Genomic DNA, 17,539 nt, shown 5'->3' on the forward strand with positions numbered 1-17,539 from the left:
GTGACTGACGTTCCTGTCTATCTGGTGGCGGCTTTCAGCGAGCAGCCTTTTGCCGGTAATCCGGCGGCGGTATGTCTGCTCAGGGAGTGGCTGCCGGATGAGCTGCTGCTCAAAATGGCCCAACAGCACAACCAGTCGGAAACCGCGTTTGTGGTCCCTGAGAGCGATGGTTTTGCGCTGCGCTGGTTTACCACCCGCAACGAGGTCAATCTCTGCGGCCACGCCACGCTTGCCAGCGCGCACGTGATTTTTCATCACCTGGATTTTCCGGATGCGGTGATTCACTTCGCGACCGCTTCCGGTCGGCTGACCGTAAGCCGTGAAGGCGACTGGCTGACCCTGGATTTTCCTGCGGGTGAAAGCGAAGAGCGCGAACCGCCTGCGGTGATGCTCTCCGCGCTGGGGATCGACAGCTACCTCCACGCCCGCAAGGGGCGCGCGTGGATTATCGAACTCGCCTCTCGTGACCAGGTCGAAGCCCTGCGGCCCAACATTGCGGCGATGACGCCCGGCGAACATAAAGTGACCGTGACTGCGGCAGGCAGCGGCGAATATGACTTCGTCAGTCGCTTTTTCTCCCCCGGCGAAGCGGTGTGGGAAGATCCGGTAACCGGTTCGGCGCATACCATGCTGATCCCTTACTGGAGCGCGAAGCTGGGCAAAACCCAGCTGCTGGCGCGTCAGGTTTCCGCGCGCGGCGGCGATATTCGCTGCCAGCTGAAGGGAGAAAGAGTCTTGATGAGCGGCCAGGCGGTGACCTATTTAAACGGCGTCATCACGCTGCGCTAACCAGGCCGTAATAATAAGACGGGATCGGCGACAGGCCAGCCGATCCCGAGCCTGAGTGGGTGACCAGGCGGAAGTATCCTGCGTACGCGACGAAAAGCCAGCGCCACGAGCGGGTAAAACGACGATGGGGCTTATCCGTTAATTACATTGGGAATATAACGATCGCGCCGACGCACAATGCCAGAATACGAATTAAGTACATCGGTACCGAGAATAGCCAGAATTCCGGCAGTTTATATTTACCCATTCCCAGAATCATTGCCGGCATGCCGTCAATTGGCATATAGCCGCCGTTCCAGCCTGAAATCACTACGGCAATAGCGGCCGCGGTTGGGTTAAGGCCGAGGCTGGTGCAGGCGGCGATCGCAATCGGCGCGAAGATATAGACCGAACCCATGTTCGAGCCGGTAAAGGTGGCGCAGGTACTGGTCAGCAGCGCAAAGATAAAAATAAACACGAACGGCGAGACGCTGGAGCCGAGCACGCCCGCAACCGCATCGCCCACCATTGCCGTAAACCCGGTGCCCGCCAGCGCGTCGGCGACGCCGATAACCCCGGCCATCATCAGGATAACCGGCGCGCCCATATGATCGCGCACCTCTTTGAAGTCGACGACATTAATCATCATGACGAACGCGGCGGCAAGACCCGGTACCACATAGGCGATATTGCCTAACTGATTCATCAGCATCATGCCGACCACGCTGACGGCGAACGCCCCGACGGTGCAGTACTCTTTCCACGCGGGCAGAGTGACGGTTTCCTCTTCGCGTACCGCCATTGCTTCCTCGGAGGCGTCGGCGATCGGGTGATCGGGTAAAAAGCGATACGAAATCAGGCACCAGGCCAAAAACGCCAGCGACATCACCAGATTGACCAGCGCAAATTTCACCATCGAAATTTCTTCGTTGAAACCGGCGGTTTGCAGCACCGTTGCGGTGACGCCGAACAGCAGCGCGACGTTAACCGGCAACAGCGGATGGTTGGTGGCGAATCCCAACGGCATCATCAGCTTTGAGGTCGGCAGCTTCTTGCTGTAGGGAATGGTCGAAACCAGCGACAGAATCAGCACGTAGTAGCCGGTTGAACCGGTACCCGCCAGGCTGGCGCCGAGCATCACAATCAACAGCAGCAAAGCATAGCTTTTGTAGCTGCCTCTGTTCACCAGACTCACCATCGCGGACTTGACGTTGCCTATCAGCCGCGTTTTCTGCAGCGCCGCCATCACCACCATAAACCCGGCGATCATGATGACGCTGGAGTTGACAAACCCGGCGAAAGCCTGTTGAACGTTGGCGAGCCCTGTCACAACCAATAGCAGACAGGCGAGCAGTGGCGGTGCGCCAAAGGCCATTTTGTCTGACATAATAAGAACTATCATTAGCACCAGAATGCCCAGCGCCAGAATCATTTCCATTGTCATTGTTATTGCTCCTTCTTATTTACCCTTCCAGCATGTCGCCCGGCACTTTAAATACGGCTTTGCGTACCGTTGCCGGCGCGTCTACCGCGCACAGCGCCTGGTGGGGTTCGCCGGGCAGAAATATCGCAAAATCACCGGCATGCAGGGTGATGGCCACCGGCAGTCGGCAATCGCGGGCGATAAACAGATCCGGCTTGCGTTCTTCATCGCTATCCTGCGCGACGCAGAGCATACCGGCGTTAATCACCTCGCAGCCCGCCAGCATCACCTGAATATCGGCCCACTGCTGGTGATATTCGGCGTGGCGCTGGGCGGTCGGCTGGGTATGCGCTTCGCCAATATTGCAAAACCAGCGGCAGCCCTCCGGCTGCCAGCGCCCGTCCGGCCTGCCGCTTAGCGCCGCTAGCGTGGCCTGCGGATGGTCGAGAATTTGCCGCAGCGCTGGGGGAAGCCCTGCCAGCGGCAGAGCGTTAAGGTTGCCGACGATCATCACGCGGACTCCTTCACCCATTCGGGCGTGATATGCACGTATTTAATCGCCTGACGGAACCAGGTGTAGGCAATGTGCAGCGTGCCGTCCGCCCCTTGTTTGATGCTCGGATAGGAGAATTCGCGGTTGCGCTTATCCAGCGAGTTGTTGGTCATGCAGTAGCCATCGCCTTCGTCGAGATTGCGCTGCCACGGCCAGGTTTTGCCGCCATCCGCAGAGATGGCTACGGTCATCGGCGCGCGCGGCGCGCCCCAGAACGCCGAGCGGCCGCTGGTGACTTCCGGCTCTTTACGGCTGTTATCGCCATCGTCGATTTCATCATAAAGCGACGCGCGGCGTTCCAGCGCGCCGGCGGCGCTCATGTGGTTAAATACCAGCGCCAGTTCGCCGCTGGCGAGGGTGGTGACCTGAATGGATGAGTTGTTATTGGGCAGCTCGGTCGGTTCCGGCACTGACCAGCTTTCGCCGTTATCTACGGACTGGCTGTAATAGATGTTGTCGGCCCAGCGGCTGCGGAACAGCGCGACCAGCGTGCCGCCTGGCAGGGCGGTGATATTCATATGCACGCAGCCGAGGCTTTGCGGTACTTCAACGTCGCGCCAGGTTTTGCCCTTATCGGCGGAGATTTTGACGGCGCTGATATCGTCGTTGCCGACCCACTTTTCGCCCGGCTGCGTGCGGCAGTAGAAGACCGGCAGCAGCCAGTTGCCGTTGTCCAGAACGGTCACCGGTTGGCGAATAAAGGTACCCGGTTTATCGAGCAGGGTAGCAATGTCGCCCCAGGTCTGGCCCAGATCCGTTGACTGGCGATAGCGCACGATGGCGGTATCCTGGTTGCCGGAGATCTGCGCGGTCCACAGCAGCCACAGCACATTATCCGGAGCCAGAAACAGCACCGGGTTTTGCTCGGAGCGGCTGGCGTCGTTGGACAATTTGACCGCCTCGCTCCACTGGCGACTCCCGGGCAGCAGGCGCGATCCCCAAACGGAGATATCGGCCACGCCTTCCTGGGTGCCGCCGAACCACACGCACATCAGCGAGCCGTCCGGCAGCGGCAGCAGGTTCGCCGCGTGATTTTGCGGGCAAGATGAGGGGAGCATGGCGGTTTCCACGCGCTCATCCCGCGGGTGCTGAGATATAATTCCGTCACGAACTGCGGTTACAGACATATTCACTCTCCGTTATTTCAGTAGGGTTCTATTTATTGATCGGTAATGAGGCGTAAGCGTCTTGCTGTTGTGAAACTTTAATGATTTTTCTGCTGCGAATAATATTGAGTGTTTCTACCGCCAGCGAAAAGAAAATGGCAAAATAGAGATAACCTTTCGCAATATGTATTTCCAGACTGTCGGCCACCAGTAATAACCCGACTAATAGCAGGAAAGTTAAAGCGAGCATTTTCATCGTTGGCGTGTTATTGACAAAATCGCCGATGGTTTTTGCCGCGAACATCATAATGCCAACAGCGATAATGACTGCCGTAATCATAATGAAAATATGTTGCGACAAACCGACTGCGGTAATAACAGAATCAAGGCTGAACACGATATCCAGCAACATAATCTGGATGATGGCCCCGGCCAGCGAAAGCTGACGCTGGCCGCCGCCGTGCGACTCTTCTGCCAGCTGGAGTTCACCGCGTATCTCCTGCAGTGACTTGTAAATAAGGAAACAACCACCGACAAATAAAATGATGGTGCGCACCGATACGACAAAATGCGCAATAGTAAACAGCGGCAACGTTATATGCGCCAGCCAGGCAATAGATACCAGCAATAGCACGCGCATAACCATGGCGCCGCTTAATCCCAACTTACGCGCAATATTTTGCTGATGCGGTGGGAGCTTGGCCACCACCAGCGAGAGAAAGATAATATTATCGACCCCGAGAATAATCTCCAGAAAGGTGAGCGTTACCAGCGTCAACCATATTTCAGGATCAAGCATCCATATAAACATTGAAACATCCCTTACGCTACGCAAGACGTTATATACAAAACATTAAATATTGCCGGCACTGATTTTTGTTTAAACCAGTGCCGGGAATTTAATTAAATATTTCCGCTATCTTCAGGAAATATATTTGGCAATAATATGATTAATTTCCTCGCACTGCGCCGAGGTGAAGCTCACCGCATAGCGGCTGTCGCCAACATCGTGGCCCATCAGCTGCAGCGCCTTTTTTACCGCCGCCGGCGAGAACGCAACTTTATAAAGATCGGTGCGCAGGCCGGTGACGCTCTCCTGAGCCTGGCGGGAGCCCTCAACATTGCCCGCTTTAAAATTTGCCCAGATGGCGTTGATCTCTTTTGGCGCGACGTTGGCCAGCCCGGAAATACAGGCGGAGCAGCCATCAACAAAACCCTGGTGTATCAGCGAATCAGGGCCGTTCAGCACGTCAAAATCGGCGATATCCCGGACCGCATCGAGGAAACCCTTCAGGCTTTCGTAGCTGCCGGCGCTGTCTTTGACGCCGATAATGTTCGGATGCTGCGCCAGCGCGCGCGCGGTTTGCGGTTCAATGGTGTTGCCGGTGCGCGCCGGGATGTTGTAGAGAAATACCGGTACGCTCAGGGCGTCAGCAATGGCGGTATAGTGGGCGATCAGCTCATCCTGTTTTAGCGGCACAAACCAGGGGGTGATGACCGAGACCGCGTCAACGCCCAGTTGTTCGATCTGTTTACCCAGGCGGATCGTTTCGCGAGTCGACACTTCACCGATATGCGCCACCACCGGCGCGCGACCGGCGACTTCTTCCACGCAGGCTTTAGCGACAGCGACTTTTTCCGCTTCATTGAGCACAAAAAACTCGCCGTTGGTCCCGCCGCAGAAAATACCGTTGCCCGCGGCGAGCTGGCGCTGCACCTGCTGCTTCAGCGCCGGAATATTTACGGCTCCCTCGGCGGTAAAAGGCGTGACGATGGCGGTCAGAACGCCGGTAATTGAATTGCTCATTTCATCTCTTCCCTGGTGTTATTGTGCTGGGAACAGGGTGCGGTAAACCGCCTCAACCTGCTCCTGGTTAACGCTGCATGGCGCATTATTCAGTAAACGTTTGACGTTCAGCGCCGCTTCGCTCAGTTCGCCGATACTCTCCTGCGGCACGCCCAGCGCGGCGAGGTTGTCGGGCAGCTGCAGGCGTTTCACCAGCGCGGCCAGCCAGGCGACCAGCGCATGAGATTTTTGTTCTTCGCTAAGCGTCAGATCGGCGTCAGGGATCAAATCCCATACTTGCGCGAATTTCGCCACCGCGTGCGGGCGCACCACCTTCATACAAGGCGCCAGCAGGATGGCGTTAGCCACGCCGTGCGGCAGGTGATATTTGCCGCCTAACGGATAGGAAAGGGCATGAACCAGATGAGTGCCCGCATGGTTAATGGCCACTCCGCCATAATAAGAGGCCCACAGCATCTCCAGCTTCGCCGCCAGATTGTGCGGCTCGCTCACCGACAGCTCGATGTTGCGCACCAGCTTGCGCAGGCCAATCAGCGCCGCGTTATCGCTAACCGGATTGGCAACGGTCGAAGTAAAGCATTCAATCAGGTGGCACAGCGCGTCGATGCCGGTAGAGGAGGCGATGTGCGCGGGCATGCTGGTGGTCAATTCCGGCAGCAGGGCAACGTAGTCCGGCAGCAGAACCGGGGAGATAATCCCCACCTTCGTATTCTGTTCCGGGATCGCCAGGATCGCGTTCGGCGTGGCTTCGGAACCGGTGCCGGCGGTGGCGGGAATTAATAACGAGGTCACCTTTTGCTGCGGCTTTTCGCCGGCCAGCAGCGCATCCAGCCCCGGCGAGCGGGGATGCAGCATAACGGAGAGCAGCTTGGTCACATCCAGAACGCTACCGCCGCCGATCCCGACAATAAGCTCCGCTTGGTTAGCGCTGACGAGGCGCAGAATTTGCGCCATATCATGCTGGCTCGGCTCAGCCGGTACGGAATCCATCACCTGCAGCTGACGCCCCTCATCTTCCAGAAGCGCGCGGATCTGCTGCGCGGCATCGAGTTTGCCCACGTTGGCGTCGGTGACCAGCAAAATGCGCCTTTTGCCCGCTAGCAGCGGCAGCAGGGCGGTAAAGGCGCCCGCGCCGCTAATCAGAGTGCTGTTAATGGTTGCCACTTTTTTCTCCTCGGTAATGAATGATTAAATTTAATCATCTTTTCTGCGTGCCACTCACATTGTGGGATGAAGTTATAATTTATAGCGAGATTTAATAACTTGAGCTTGCTCACATTTAATCAATTGTGATTGAATATAATCATTATCAATATCGAACAGCTTGAAAAGGGAAAACGATGGGCAGCGGCGATAACAAGGTGCTGGTTCTGGCTGATGACTTTACCGGCGCAAATGACGCGGGAGTCAGCCTGGCGGAGACGGGGATGCGGGCGGAAGTGGCGTTTACCGCCAGTTACCAGGGGGAGGCGCAGGCGCTGATCCTCAATAGCGACAGCCGCGCGCAGCCCGCCGCAGAGGCGGCACGGCGCATCACGCATCTTTTACAGGCGGTGTTGCCGCGTTTTCAGCCGCGCTGGACGGTGAAAAAAATCGACTCCACGCTGCGTGGCAATCTCGGCGCTGAGCTGGAAGCAACGATGCGCGCGCTGAACTGCGCCGTAGCGGTTCTGGCGCCCGCCTTTCCGGCGGCAGGCCGGGTGACGCGCCGGGGCCTGTGCTATGTGCACGGCGTGCCGGTCAATGAAACCGAGTTCGCGACCGACCCGAAAACGCCGGTCAGCAGCGCGGATATCGCCGTCGTGGTCGCTCAACAAAGCGATGTGCTGTGCCGCGGGACAACGGTCGCCGGGCTGGCGGCAGAGCTGGAACAAACGGTTGAGACGCCGCGGGTGCTGATCGTGGATGCCGAAGAAAACCAGCAGCTGGACGCCATTATCGCCACGGTCGCTGTGTGCGAGCAGCGGGTGCTGCTGGTGGGGGCTGCGGGGCTATGTGACGCCCTGGCGCGTCGGCTGGCCGCCGTACCGCGCGGACCGCTGCTGGCGATTGTCGGTTCAATGAGCGAGATTGCGCAACAGCAGGTCGCCCGGCTTGAGGCGCATTCGCGCGTTGTTCGCGTAGAAATTGATGTCGCGAGGGCGTTTGGCGGCGATGCCAACGCTGACGCCCGATGCATCGCCGCGGTATTGAGTGAAAATAATCATTGCGTCGTCACCACGCGTCCCGATAGCGAGGCGCGAAAGGGTATTGAAGCCCTGTGCCGGCAGCACGGGGTCGATCGCACCGCGCTTGGCGAGCGGATCTGCGCGTATCTGGCGCGCGTGAGCGAGCTGGCCATCGCGCAAAGCCAGCCGGGGGCGCTCTATTTATCCGGCGGCGACGTGGCTATCGCCGTGGCGCAGGCGCTGGGCGCCAGCGGATTTCATATTACAGGCCGGGTGGCGCAATGCGTGCCGTACGGCAATTTTCTGGGTAGTAGCTGGCAGCGGCCGGTAATGACCAAGGCAGGCGGATTCGGAACGGAAACCACCCTGCTGGAGGTCGTGAACTTTATTGAGGAGAAAATGAGTGACTAACATCATAGCGGTAACGATGGGAGATCCGGCAGGCATTGGCCCGGAAATTATTATTAAATCGCTGGTTGAGGGGAAACTCAACGGCGCGCCGGTAGTCGTGGTGGGCTGCGCGCAGACGCTGCGGCGGATCCTGGCGCTGGGGATCACCCCGCGCGCCGAACTGCGAATCATTGAGAACCCGAGGCAGGCGCAGTTCAGCGCGGGCACGATTAACGTGATCGACGAACCGCTGGCCGATCCGCAGGGGCTGCGCCCGGGCGAAGTACAGGCACAGGCGGGGGATTTAGCATACCGCTGCATCAAGCGGGCGACCGACCTGGCGATGGCCGGAGAGGTGTTCGCGCTCGCCACCGCGCCGTTAAATAAAGAAGCGCTGCATCTGGCCGGGCACAACTTCCCGGGGCATACCGAAATGCTCGCCCATCTGACGCAGACCAAAGATTTCGCGATGGTGCTGTATACCGATAAGCTCAAGGTTATCCATATCTCCACCCACGTGGCGCTGCGTAACTTCCTCGATAACCTGAACCAGCCGCGGGTGGAGACGGTGATTGGTATTGCCGATAGCTTCCTGCGCCGGGTGGGTTATAGCCAGCCGCGTATTGCCGTCGCCGGGGTTAATCCTCACGCCGGTGAAAACGGCCTGTTTGGCGATGAAGAGATCCGTATCGTCGGGCCGGCGGTAGAAGCGATGAAAGCCAAAGGTCTTAACGTCACCGGACCGTGCCCGCCGGATACGGTGTTTATGCAGTGCCACGAAGGCCTGTTTGATATGGTCGTGGCGATGTATCACGATCAGGGACATATTCCGCTAAAATTGCTTGGGTTTTATGATGGGGTGAATATTACCGCCGGACTGCCGTTTATTCGCACTTCCGCCGACCACGGCACGGCGTTTGATATTGCCTGGACAGGTAAAGCTAAGTCTGACAGCATGACTACCTCTATTGAGCTCGCCATGCAAATCGCACAGGAATAACATGAAGGGATATAACCGGTTAGAGCAGATTATGGATTATCTCAAGAGCCATAATCTGGTGACAGTGGACCAGCTGGTGGCGGTGACCGACGCCTCGCCCGCGACCATTCGCCGCGACCTGATTAAGCTCGATCAGGAAGGGGTGATCAGCCGAACGCACGGCGGCGTGACCCTCAACCGGTTTATTCCAGCACAACCGACCACGCAGGAGAAATCCCAGCGTAGCCAGCAGGAAAAATACGCCATCGCCAGCGCGGCGGCGGCGTTGGTCAAGGCCGGGGACGCCATTGTCCTCGATGCCGGGACCACCATGATTGAACTGGCCCGGCAAATTACCCATCTGCCGCTGCGGGTGATCACCAGCGACCTGCATATCGCCCTGTTCCTGTCGGAGTTTAAGCAAATTGAAGTGACGATCATCGGCGGGCGCATCGACGACAGCAGCCAGTCCTGCATCGGCGATCACGGGCGCCGCCTGCTGCAGAATATCTGGCCCGATCTGGCATTTGTCAGCTGCAACGGCTGGGACCTGGAGAAGGGCGTCACCTCGCCAACGGAAGAAAAAGCGGCGCTGAAGCGCGACTTAATCGCCAACGCCCGGCGGCGCATACTGCTGGCGGACAGCTCTAAATACGGCGCCTGGTCGCTGTTTAATATCACGCATCTCGACTCACTCACCGATATCATTACCGACAGTCATCTGCCGGAAGCGACGCGCGAAGCGTTAACGCATATTCATCCCCGGCTGATCGTGGCCGGCTAACCGGGAAGCGGCTTACGGCAGACGGGCGATACTGGCTTTAATCACCTCGATAGCGTGGCGAAACTTCTCCGCTTCATCATCGGCCAGCTGCAGCTCAATAATTTGCTGCACGCCGCTTTGCGTGAGCACCGCCGGAACGCCGGCCGCCGCGCCGGTTACCCCGTACTCGCCATCAAGAATGCACGATACCGCCAGCGCACGATGGCTGCCGGTGAAAATATTGCGACAGATTTCGGCGATGGTCCCAGCGACGCCGTACTCCGTGCAGCCTTTGCCGGCGTAAATCTCAAACCCCAGCTTACGCACCTTGTCGGCAATCAGATCCCGGTCGAGGGCTTTACCGGTATGTTTCTGGTAAACATCGGCGATGGCGGAGCCGTAAACCGCCGAGTGCGACCATACCGGAAACTGGGCATCGCCATGCTCGCCCAGAATAAAGGCGTCGATGCTTTGCGCGCCGATATCCAGCGCCTGGGCCAGCACCCTGCGTAAGCGGGTGGTATCTAACCAGACGCCGGTTCCCAGCACCTGGCCGCGCGGCAGGCCGGAAAGCTGCCACACCTGCCAGGTGATGATGTCGCAGGGATTGGTGGCAACCAAAAAGATGCCGTTGAAGCCGCCGTTCATCATCTGCGGGACAAGGCTTTTGACGATTTTCGCCGTGTTGGTCAATTCATCCAATCGGGTCTGGCCCGGCTTGAGCGCGCCGCCGGAAACGGTGATCACCGCGATATCGACATCGGCGCAGTCGCTGGCTTCGCGGGTGGAAATGGTCATCATTCCCGGCATATAGGCGGCCGCGTCGCTCAGGTCCTGAGCGTGCGCTTCGGCGCGTGGTTTATTGAGATCGACAAGGATCAACTCCTCGCAAACCGACTGGTTTAACAGGGCGTAGGCCGCAGAGGCGCCGACGTTTCCGGCCCCGATAATCATCACCTTGCGCGCTTTGGTATTCATCGTTTTATCCTGATAAAAGACATCATGCCGCAAAATTACTGCCTCCCAAGGGGTTAGCGCAAGCGGGGCCGGAAGCTATAAGTTAATGCTATGGCGGCGCTGCGGACGCTGCGCGCTACAGTACGCTCAAAAAAGGAGCTTATTTATGTACACCATCGCCGCGACCCCGCTAAACCATCCGGACCTCACCGCTTTAATTGCCGAACTGGACGCCTACCAGCAGACGCTCTATCCGGCGGAAAGCAACCATCTGATCGACCTGAGCGCGCTTCCGGCGGAGTCGGTTATCGCGCTAATTATCCGCGATACCCGGCAGCAGGCCGTTGGCTGCGGGGCGATCGTGCTCGGCGAAGAGGGGTTTGGCGAGATGAAACGGGTGTTCATTAACCCGGCCCATCGCGGCCAGCAGCTGGGAGAAAAACTGCTGGCGGCGCTGGAGAAAGAGGCGATAAATCGGGAATGCCATACCCTGCGCCTGGAAACCGGCATCCATCAGCACGCCGCCGTTGCGCTATATACGCGCAATGGGTATCAGACCCGCAGCGCCTTCGCGCCGTATCAGCCGGATCCGTTAAGCATCTTTATGGAGAAACTGCTGCTTGTCGATCTTCGTTCAGCAGCGCTATAAACGCTTCGAGCTGGCGAGTTTTCGCCCCGCGCCGCCAGACCAGCCAGGTCGTTAACCAGCGCCACTCTTCGGCCAGCGGCCAGGCGGAAACCTGCTGGTGGCCCGGCATGCTCTCGAGCATGCTGCGCGGGATCAGCGCCAGCCCGGCGCCGGCAATGACGCAGGCCAGCATTCCGTGGTAGGACTCCATCTCATGGATCCGCCCCGGGGTGGCGCGATCGGCGTGGAACCAGCTCTCAAAATGACGGCGGTAGGAGCAGTTGGCGCGAAACGCGTAGACGCTGGCGCCGTTCACTTCGCTGGCCCGGGCGATGGGCGGATGGCCAAATGGCGCGACGATCATCATCTCTTCAGGGAACACCGGTAACCCTTCAAGCCCCGGATGCACCAGCGGGCCGTCGACGAACGCCGCGCTCAGGTTGCCCTCGAGTACGCCGTCGATCATGGTGCCGGACGGGCCGGTGGAGAGGGCCAGATGGATCTTCGGATAGCGCTGATTAAAGTGCGCCAGGGTCGGGGAAATACGCACGGCGGCGGTACTCTCCAGCGAGCCGAGCGAAAACAGCCCCTGAGGCTCGTCCCCCGCGACCACCATCCGCGCCTCATCAACCAGCGCCAGGATCTGCTGGCTATAGCGTAAAAAGCCGTGTCCGGCGGGCGACAGGCGCAGGCGCTGGTTTTCGCGAATAAACAGTTCGACGCCGAGATCCGCCTCCAGCTGGCGAATGCGCGTGGTCAGGTTCGACGGCACGCGATGCACCTTCTGCGCGGCCTGGGTAATGCTGCCGGTGCTGGCGACGGCGTTAAACATCTCAAGCTGGGTCAGATCCATAGCGTTCTTCTTTTGTGAAAGGGTTGCTCAATATTATTCATTTTTAATGAAGGGAAGGGTAAGCCAGAATAAGGTCACTTCGCAATCAACACAGAGAGAAAAATGATGAATTTATCTGCCACTCATGCGGTTTCCGTGAACCCAACGACAGGTGAAACGCTGTCGTCTCTGCCATGGGCCAGCGAACAACAGGTTGATTCAGCCATTGCGCTTGCGGAACAAGGCTATCGCCAATGGCGCAAGGTCAGCGTGGCGCAGCGCGCGACGACGCTGCGTAACGTCGGCGCCGCGATGCGCGCCCGGAGCGAAGCGCTGGCGCAAATGATTAGCCTTGAGATGGGCAAACCGATTGCCCAGGCGCGCGGCGAAGTCGCTAAATCCGCCAATCTTTGTGACTGGTATGCCGAACACGGCCCGGCGATGCTGAATACCGAAGCGACGCTGGTTGAAGACAATAAAGCGGTAATTGAGTACCGTCCGATGGGCGCTATCCTCGCGATCATGCCGTGGAACTTCCCGGTGTGGCAGGTGCTGCGCGGCGCGGTGCCGATTCTGCTGGCGGGCAACAGCTATCTGCTTAAGCATGCGCCAAACGTGCTGGGCAGCGCGGCGATGATTGGCGAAATTTTTGCCGCAGCGGGCGTGCCGGAAGGCGTGTTTGGCTGGGTGAACGCCACCAACGACGGCGTTTCGCAAATGATTAACGACCCGCGCATCGCCGCGGTGACCGTCACCGGCAGCGTGCGCGCCGGGAAGGCGATTGGCGCCCAGGCCGGCGCGGCGTTGAAAAAATGCGTGCTGGAGCTGGGCGGTTCCGATCCTTTTATCGTCCTTAACGACGCCGACCTTGATGAGGCGGTGAAGGCGGCGGTGATTGGCCGCTACCAGAATACCGGGCAGGTCTGCGCAGCCGCGAAGCGTTTCATCGTCGAGACGGGTATTGCTGAAGCCTTTACGCAGAAATTTGTCGCCGCCGTCGCCGCGCTGAAAATGGGCGATCCGCGCGATGAGCAGAATTATATTGGACCGATGGCGCGTTTCGACCTGCGCGATGAGCTGCACGAGCAGGTGCGGGCAACCCTAAAAGAGGGGGCGACCCTGCTGCTGGGCGCGGAAAAAATCGAAGGCGCAGGCAACTACTATGCGCCAACGGTGCTGGGGAACGTCACCGCTGAGATGACCGGCTTTCGCGAGGAACTGTTTGGGCCGGTGGCGACGATTACCGAAGCCCGCGATGCCGATCATGCGCTGGCGCTGGCTAACGAGAGCGAATTTGGCCTTTCAGCAACGGTTTATACCACCAGTGAAACGCAGGCCCGGCGCTTTGCCGATGAGCTGGAGTGCGGCGGGGTGTTTATCAACGGCTACTGCGCCAGCGATGCCCGCGTGGCGTTCGGCGGCGTGAAGAAAAGCGGTTTTGGCCGCGAGCTCTCCCATTTTGGCCTGCATGAATTCTGCAACGTGCAGACCGTCTGGAGAGATCGCCACTAACCCTACAAACTGCCCCCGGAGGCGGCGCGATGCCCCTGCCCGGGCTACGGGTCACAGCCATCTGCGATCGCGTAGCCCGGGAAAAAAGCCCCGATATGATTAAGCTATTCACTTAGCGGCACCGAAGCGAGAAAGAGGCTGTTTCTTCGCGCCGCGTGCGCCTATAATTACCGCCCGAATTTTGTTGTTGGCAAGGAGCCGCGCGTGGCGACGGTAATAAATAACGCAATGCTCGATGCCATTTTGGCTGAAGTCAGGCCGCTGATTGGACGCGGTAAAGTGGCGGACTATATTCCGGCGCTGGCCAGCGTCAGCGGCGATAAGCTCGGCGTGGCCATCTGTACGGTCGACGGTCAGCACTACAGCGCCGGCGACGCGCACGAGCGTTTCTCCATTCAATCGATCTCGAAAGTCCTGAGCCTGGTGGTGGCGATGAATCACTATCAGGAAGAGGAGATCTGGCAGCGGGTGGGGAAAGATCCCTCCGGCCAGCCTTTTAACTCGCTGTTGCAGCTGGAAATTGAGCAAGGCAAACCGCGCAACCCGTTTATTAACGCCGGGGCGCTGGTGGTCTGCGATATGCTGCAAAGCCGTCTTAGCGCGCCCCGCCAGCGAATGCTGGAAATCGTTCGTCGTCTGAGCGGGGTGGGCGATATCGCCTATGATCCGGTGGTTGCCCGCTCGGAGTTCGATCATTCGGCGCGCAATGCCGCTATCGCCTGGCTAATGAAATCCTTCGGCAATTTCCATAACGATGTCGCCACGGTACTGCAAAACTATTTCCACTACTGTTCGCTGGAGATGAGCTGCGTGGAGCTGGCGCGCACCTTTCTGTTTCTTGCTGACCGAGGTATCGCCCCGCACCTTGAGACGCCGGTGATTGCGCCGATTCAGTCGCGGCAGGTCAACGCCCTGATGATGACCAGCGGCATGTATCAGAACGCCGGTGAATTTGCGTGGCGCGTCGGTTTGCCGGCGAAATCCGGCGTCGGCGGCGGGATTGTGGCTATTGTCCCGCAGGAGATGGCGATCGCGGTGTGGAGCCCGGAGCTCGATGAGGCGGGGAACTCGCTGGCCGGGATTGCTTTACTGGAAAAACTCACCCAAAAGCTGGGGAGGTCGGTGTTCTGATGGTGCCAATCGAAAGCCTGTTTGCCCGCCTGCAGCGTTCCACTTTTCGCTCCCGTTTTCGCCTCGGCGTGAAAGAACGGCAGTACTGTTATGATAAGGGCGCGGAAGTTATCGACCAGCACGCGGCGGACTTTATCGCCCGGCGGCTGGCGCCCGCGCGCATTCCTAACGACGGCAAGCAGACCCCGATGCGCGGACATCCGGTGTTTATCGCCCAGCATGCCACCGCGACCTGCTGTCGCGGCTGTCTGGAGAAGTGGCACGCCATCCCGCGCGGGCGCGAGCTCAGCGACGAAGAGCAGCGCTACGTGGTGCAGGTTATTCACCACTGGCTGGTGATCCAGATGAATTCGCCGGATCGCGGCAGACCGTAATTCATCGGGCGGCGGTATATGCCTGATAATTATTCTCATGATATGATGAACCGCTTACTCATTATTAACATAATAATTGCCTGAAACATTTAGACGGATAATCATGAATGTCTCCACTGTCGATTCGGTCATTCACGCTGTTTCGTGAGGAACAGCCCGTGCGTGATGCGCTGGTGTTGTTCACTTTAACGCTACTGCTGCATTTCTTCGGCGCGATGCTGCGTCTGGTACAAGAATTGTCGTTCTTCTGGCCGCTTAACGCGGTGATGGCGGGGATTTTCGCGCGTTATATCTGGCTAAATCGCAGCTATTTTTACGCCATCTGTTTTGCCGCCATGCTGGTATATGACGGTTTAACTTCGCGTTGGGGGATGGGGCTTGCCTCCTTTCTGATCAATTTCTCCAATATCGTATTTATCGTTACCCTGGCGCAGCTCATTTTGTGGGATAAGCGGCGGGCGGATTCGATGCCGGGACCGATCAACGCGCTAAGCCTGTTTTGCTATTGCCTGCTGGCGGCGCTGCTGTGCGCGGCCGTTGGGGCGCTGGGTTCGGTAGATGTGGAACGCGCCACGTTTATTCCCCAACTGGCGGACTGGTTTAGCGAACAGTTTTCCACTGCCGTACTGATCCTGCCGTTCATTTTAACCCTCACGCTCCCTTCGGCGTTCGGGCGTTTTCGCCTGCGTCAGCTGTTACCAGCGATTGCGCTGGTGCTGTCAATTGTGCTCGGCGTGGCGGTGGGCGGGGCCGGGAGCATCACCTTCCCGCTACCGGCGCTGATCTGGTGCGCGATTCGCTACCCGCTGCCGCTGACCTGCCTGCTGACCTTTATTACCGGGATTAGCGAAATTCTGCTGGTGGCGAACTCGCTGATTCACCTCACGCCCGACACCCGAATGCAGCCTTGGCAGCTGTTTTCGACGCGTCTGGGTATCGCGGCGATGCTGATCAGCCCGATTATCGTCGCTTCCAGCGTCGAGGCGATAAATAATCTTGTCAAACAGCTGGCCCTGCGCGCTGACTTTGACTTTCAGACCCGGGTCTATTCTCGCTCGGGGTTAAGCGAAGCGCTGAAACGTCAGCCGCTGTCGGAAGATAAGCGGTTAACGGTCATGGTGCTGGATATCGACGGCTTCAAGCAGGTCAACGATCGCTGGGGCCATGAGTGCGGCGACTGCGTGCTGGCCCAGTTTGCGCAGCAGGTAAGGCTACTGGTGGGCGAAGAGGGCATGGTGGCGCGCATTGGCGGGGAAGAGTTTGCCGTCGCGGCGCTGACCTCATCAGAACGGGACGGACAGGTGCTGGCGGAAAAAATTCGTCAGGGAATCGAATCGCAGACCTTCACCTGGGGGCAATACAAAATCCAGCTGACCGTCAGCATGGGGCTGGAGAGCCAACCGCTCGCTACCGCCAGGGTTACGGATCTGTTCAACCAGCTGCTGATGGAAGCCGATGATTCGATGATTCGGGCGAAACGTGCCGGGCGCAACCGGATTTTTACGCACGAAATGGCCTGAATAACCCCATAAGAAAACGCGATGATAATTTTGCTTGTGTTAAATATAAGTTAAAAACATAGTGATGTGGTCAATTTCAAGGAGTTACCTATGACCACATCTTTCACTCTGCGCACGCTGTCGCGTGACGATATTCTCGAACACCTTTCTGAATTAACCGATATCCTCGTCAGCTGCGTCAACGGCGGGGCCTCGGTGAGCTTTATGCTACCTTTCGCCCCGGAAACCGCGACGGCGTTCTGGCTGCGAATGGCGCAAAGCGTTGCCGCCGGGGAACGCGTTGTCCTCGCCGCGGCGGATGCAGAGCAGCGGCTCGTTGGTACGGTACAGCTGATTACCGACCAGCCGGAAAACCAACCGCACCGCGCCGATGTTGCCAAGCTCCTGGTTCACCAAAATGCGCGTCGTCAGGGGCTGGCGAATGCGCTGATGACCCGGCTGGAAGCGATCGCGCGCGAGCAGGGCAAAAGCGTTCTGGTGCTGGATACCGCAACCGGCAGTGGGGCAGAAAACTTTTACGTGCAGTGCGGCTGGGAAAAAGCAGGGGAAATCCCCCGCTATGCGCTGATGCCGGACGGCGAGCTGACGGCAACGTCGCTGTTCTATAAATTTCTGTCTTAAATTTGAT

18 protein-coding genes are annotated in these 17,539 nt (G+C 58.4%); 10 read left to right on the forward strand and 8 right to left on the reverse strand.

Annotated elements, in window-relative coordinates; all coding sequences use genetic code 11:
• Positions 1 to 789: a PhzF family phenazine biosynthesis protein gene (locus CMQ96_RS03280; protein ID WP_004132759.1), complete on the forward strand. Its 789-nt coding sequence runs from the start codon at positions 1 to 3 to the stop codon at positions 787 to 789.
• Positions 790 to 931: 142 nt separating this feature from the next.
• Here the strand turns inward: CMQ96_RS03280 and CMQ96_RS03285 are convergent, their stop codons facing one another.
• The 6 genes from CMQ96_RS03285 to CMQ96_RS03310 form a co-directional block, all read right to left on the reverse strand.
• Entirely contained in the window at positions 932 to 2,212 is a 1,281-nt protein-coding gene (locus CMQ96_RS03285; RefSeq protein WP_004132757.1) for an SLC13 family permease, read from the reverse strand.
• 19 nt (positions 2,213 to 2,231) lie between these two features.
• Positions 2,232 to 2,702: a YhcH/YjgK/YiaL family protein gene (locus CMQ96_RS03290; protein ID WP_098065879.1), complete on the reverse strand. Its 471-nt coding sequence runs from the start codon at positions 2,700 to 2,702 to the stop codon at positions 2,232 to 2,234.
• Entirely contained in the window at positions 2,702 to 3,871 is a 1,170-nt protein-coding gene (locus tag CMQ96_RS03295; RefSeq protein WP_098065881.1) for an exo-alpha-sialidase, read from the reverse strand. The genes CMQ96_RS03290 and CMQ96_RS03295 overlap by 1 nt, the downstream gene beginning before the upstream one ends.
• A gap of 28 nt (positions 3,872 to 3,899) precedes the next feature.
• Positions 3,900 to 4,661: a TerC family protein gene (locus tag CMQ96_RS03300; RefSeq protein WP_064411265.1), complete on the reverse strand. Its 762-nt coding sequence runs from the start codon at positions 4,659 to 4,661 to the stop codon at positions 3,900 to 3,902.
• Positions 4,662 to 4,772: 111 nt separating this feature from the next.
• Positions 4,773 to 5,657 carry a dihydrodipicolinate synthase family protein gene (locus CMQ96_RS03305; RefSeq protein WP_004132750.1) on the reverse strand — a complete coding sequence of 295 codons (885 nt, stop codon included), beginning with the start codon at positions 5,655 to 5,657 and terminating at the stop codon, positions 4,773 to 4,775.
• A gap of 18 nt (positions 5,658 to 5,675) precedes the next feature.
• Positions 5,676 to 6,821 (reverse strand): iron-containing alcohol dehydrogenase, encoded by a 1,146-nt coding sequence (locus tag CMQ96_RS03310; protein ID WP_098065883.1) that lies wholly within the window; start codon positions 6,819 to 6,821, stop codon positions 5,676 to 5,678.
• 176 nt (positions 6,822 to 6,997) lie between these two features.
• Between CMQ96_RS03310 and CMQ96_RS03315 the strand changes: the two genes are divergently transcribed.
• The 3 genes from CMQ96_RS03315 to CMQ96_RS03325 are packed head-to-tail and all read left to right on the forward strand — an operon-like array spanning position 6,998 to position 9,978.
• Complete coding sequence (locus CMQ96_RS03315; protein WP_098065885.1) at positions 6,998 to 8,236, forward strand: four-carbon acid sugar kinase family protein; 1,239 nt, start codon at positions 6,998 to 7,000, stop codon at positions 8,234 to 8,236.
• Entirely contained in the window at positions 8,229 to 9,215 is a 987-nt protein-coding gene (locus CMQ96_RS03320) for a D-threonate 4-phosphate dehydrogenase (RefSeq protein ID WP_098065887.1), read from the forward strand. Before CMQ96_RS03315 ends, CMQ96_RS03320 begins: the two co-directional genes overlap by 8 nt.
• A gap of 1 nt (position 9,216) precedes the next feature.
• Positions 9,217 to 9,978, forward strand: a complete 762-nt coding sequence (locus CMQ96_RS03325; RefSeq protein WP_024358066.1) for a DeoR/GlpR family DNA-binding transcription regulator — start codon at positions 9,217 to 9,219, stop codon at positions 9,976 to 9,978.
• 12 nt (positions 9,979 to 9,990) lie between these two features.
• On the opposite strand, the gene CMQ96_RS03330 is transcribed toward CMQ96_RS03325, so the two are convergent.
• On the reverse strand, positions 9,991 to 10,935 hold the full coding sequence (locus CMQ96_RS03330) for an L-lactate dehydrogenase (RefSeq protein WP_049085886.1): 945 nt from the start codon (positions 10,933 to 10,935) through the stop codon (positions 9,991 to 9,993).
• A 145-nt stretch (positions 10,936 to 11,080) separates the two neighbouring features.
• On the opposite strand from CMQ96_RS03330, the gene CMQ96_RS03335 reads away from it, so the two are divergent.
• The gene (locus CMQ96_RS03335; protein ID WP_049085887.1) at positions 11,081 to 11,563 is read left to right on the forward strand and encodes a GNAT family N-acetyltransferase; all 483 of its coding nucleotides are present in this window, start codon (positions 11,081 to 11,083) and stop codon (positions 11,561 to 11,563) included.
• Here CMQ96_RS03335 and CMQ96_RS03340 read toward each other — a convergent pair.
• Positions 11,517 to 12,395: a LysR family transcriptional regulator gene (locus CMQ96_RS03340; protein WP_098065889.1), complete on the reverse strand. Its 879-nt coding sequence runs from the start codon at positions 12,393 to 12,395 to the stop codon at positions 11,517 to 11,519. The two genes, CMQ96_RS03335 and CMQ96_RS03340, sit on opposite strands and share 47 nt — an antisense overlap.
• 102 nt (positions 12,396 to 12,497) lie before the next feature.
• Here CMQ96_RS03340 and sad point away from each other — a divergent pair, with 102 nt between their 5' ends.
• The 5 genes from sad to CMQ96_RS03365 all read left to right on the forward strand — a co-directional run bounded on the left by sad (position 12,498) and on the right by CMQ96_RS03365 (position 17,532).
• Complete coding sequence (sad, locus tag CMQ96_RS03345) at positions 12,498 to 13,886, forward strand: succinate-semialdehyde dehydrogenase (protein WP_176518973.1); 1,389 nt, start codon at positions 12,498 to 12,500, stop codon at positions 13,884 to 13,886.
• Between the two features lie 204 nt (positions 13,887 to 14,090).
• The gene (gene glsB, locus CMQ96_RS03350; protein ID WP_004135510.1) at positions 14,091 to 15,017 is read left to right on the forward strand and encodes a glutaminase B; all 927 of its coding nucleotides are present in this window, start codon (positions 14,091 to 14,093) and stop codon (positions 15,015 to 15,017) included.
• A complete protein-coding gene (locus CMQ96_RS03355; RefSeq protein WP_024358069.1) occupies positions 15,017 to 15,391 on the forward strand; it encodes a DUF4186 domain-containing protein in 375 nt (124 codons plus the stop codon). The genes glsB and CMQ96_RS03355 overlap by 1 nt, the downstream gene beginning before the upstream one ends.
• A gap of 107 nt (positions 15,392 to 15,498) precedes the next feature.
• Positions 15,499 to 16,911, forward strand: a complete 1,413-nt coding sequence (locus CMQ96_RS03360) for a GGDEF domain-containing protein (protein ID WP_024358070.1) — start codon at positions 15,499 to 15,501, stop codon at positions 16,909 to 16,911.
• A gap of 90 nt (positions 16,912 to 17,001) precedes the next feature.
• Complete coding sequence (locus tag CMQ96_RS03365) at positions 17,002 to 17,532, forward strand: GNAT family N-acetyltransferase (RefSeq protein ID WP_004135516.1); 531 nt, start codon at positions 17,002 to 17,004, stop codon at positions 17,530 to 17,532.
• Positions 17,533 to 17,539: the final 7 nt, after the last annotated feature.

Source organism: Klebsiella sp. MBT K-1 (assembly GCF_002556465.1).
GTDB lineage: Bacteria > Pseudomonadota > Gammaproteobacteria > Enterobacterales > Enterobacteriaceae > Klebsiella > Klebsiella grimontii.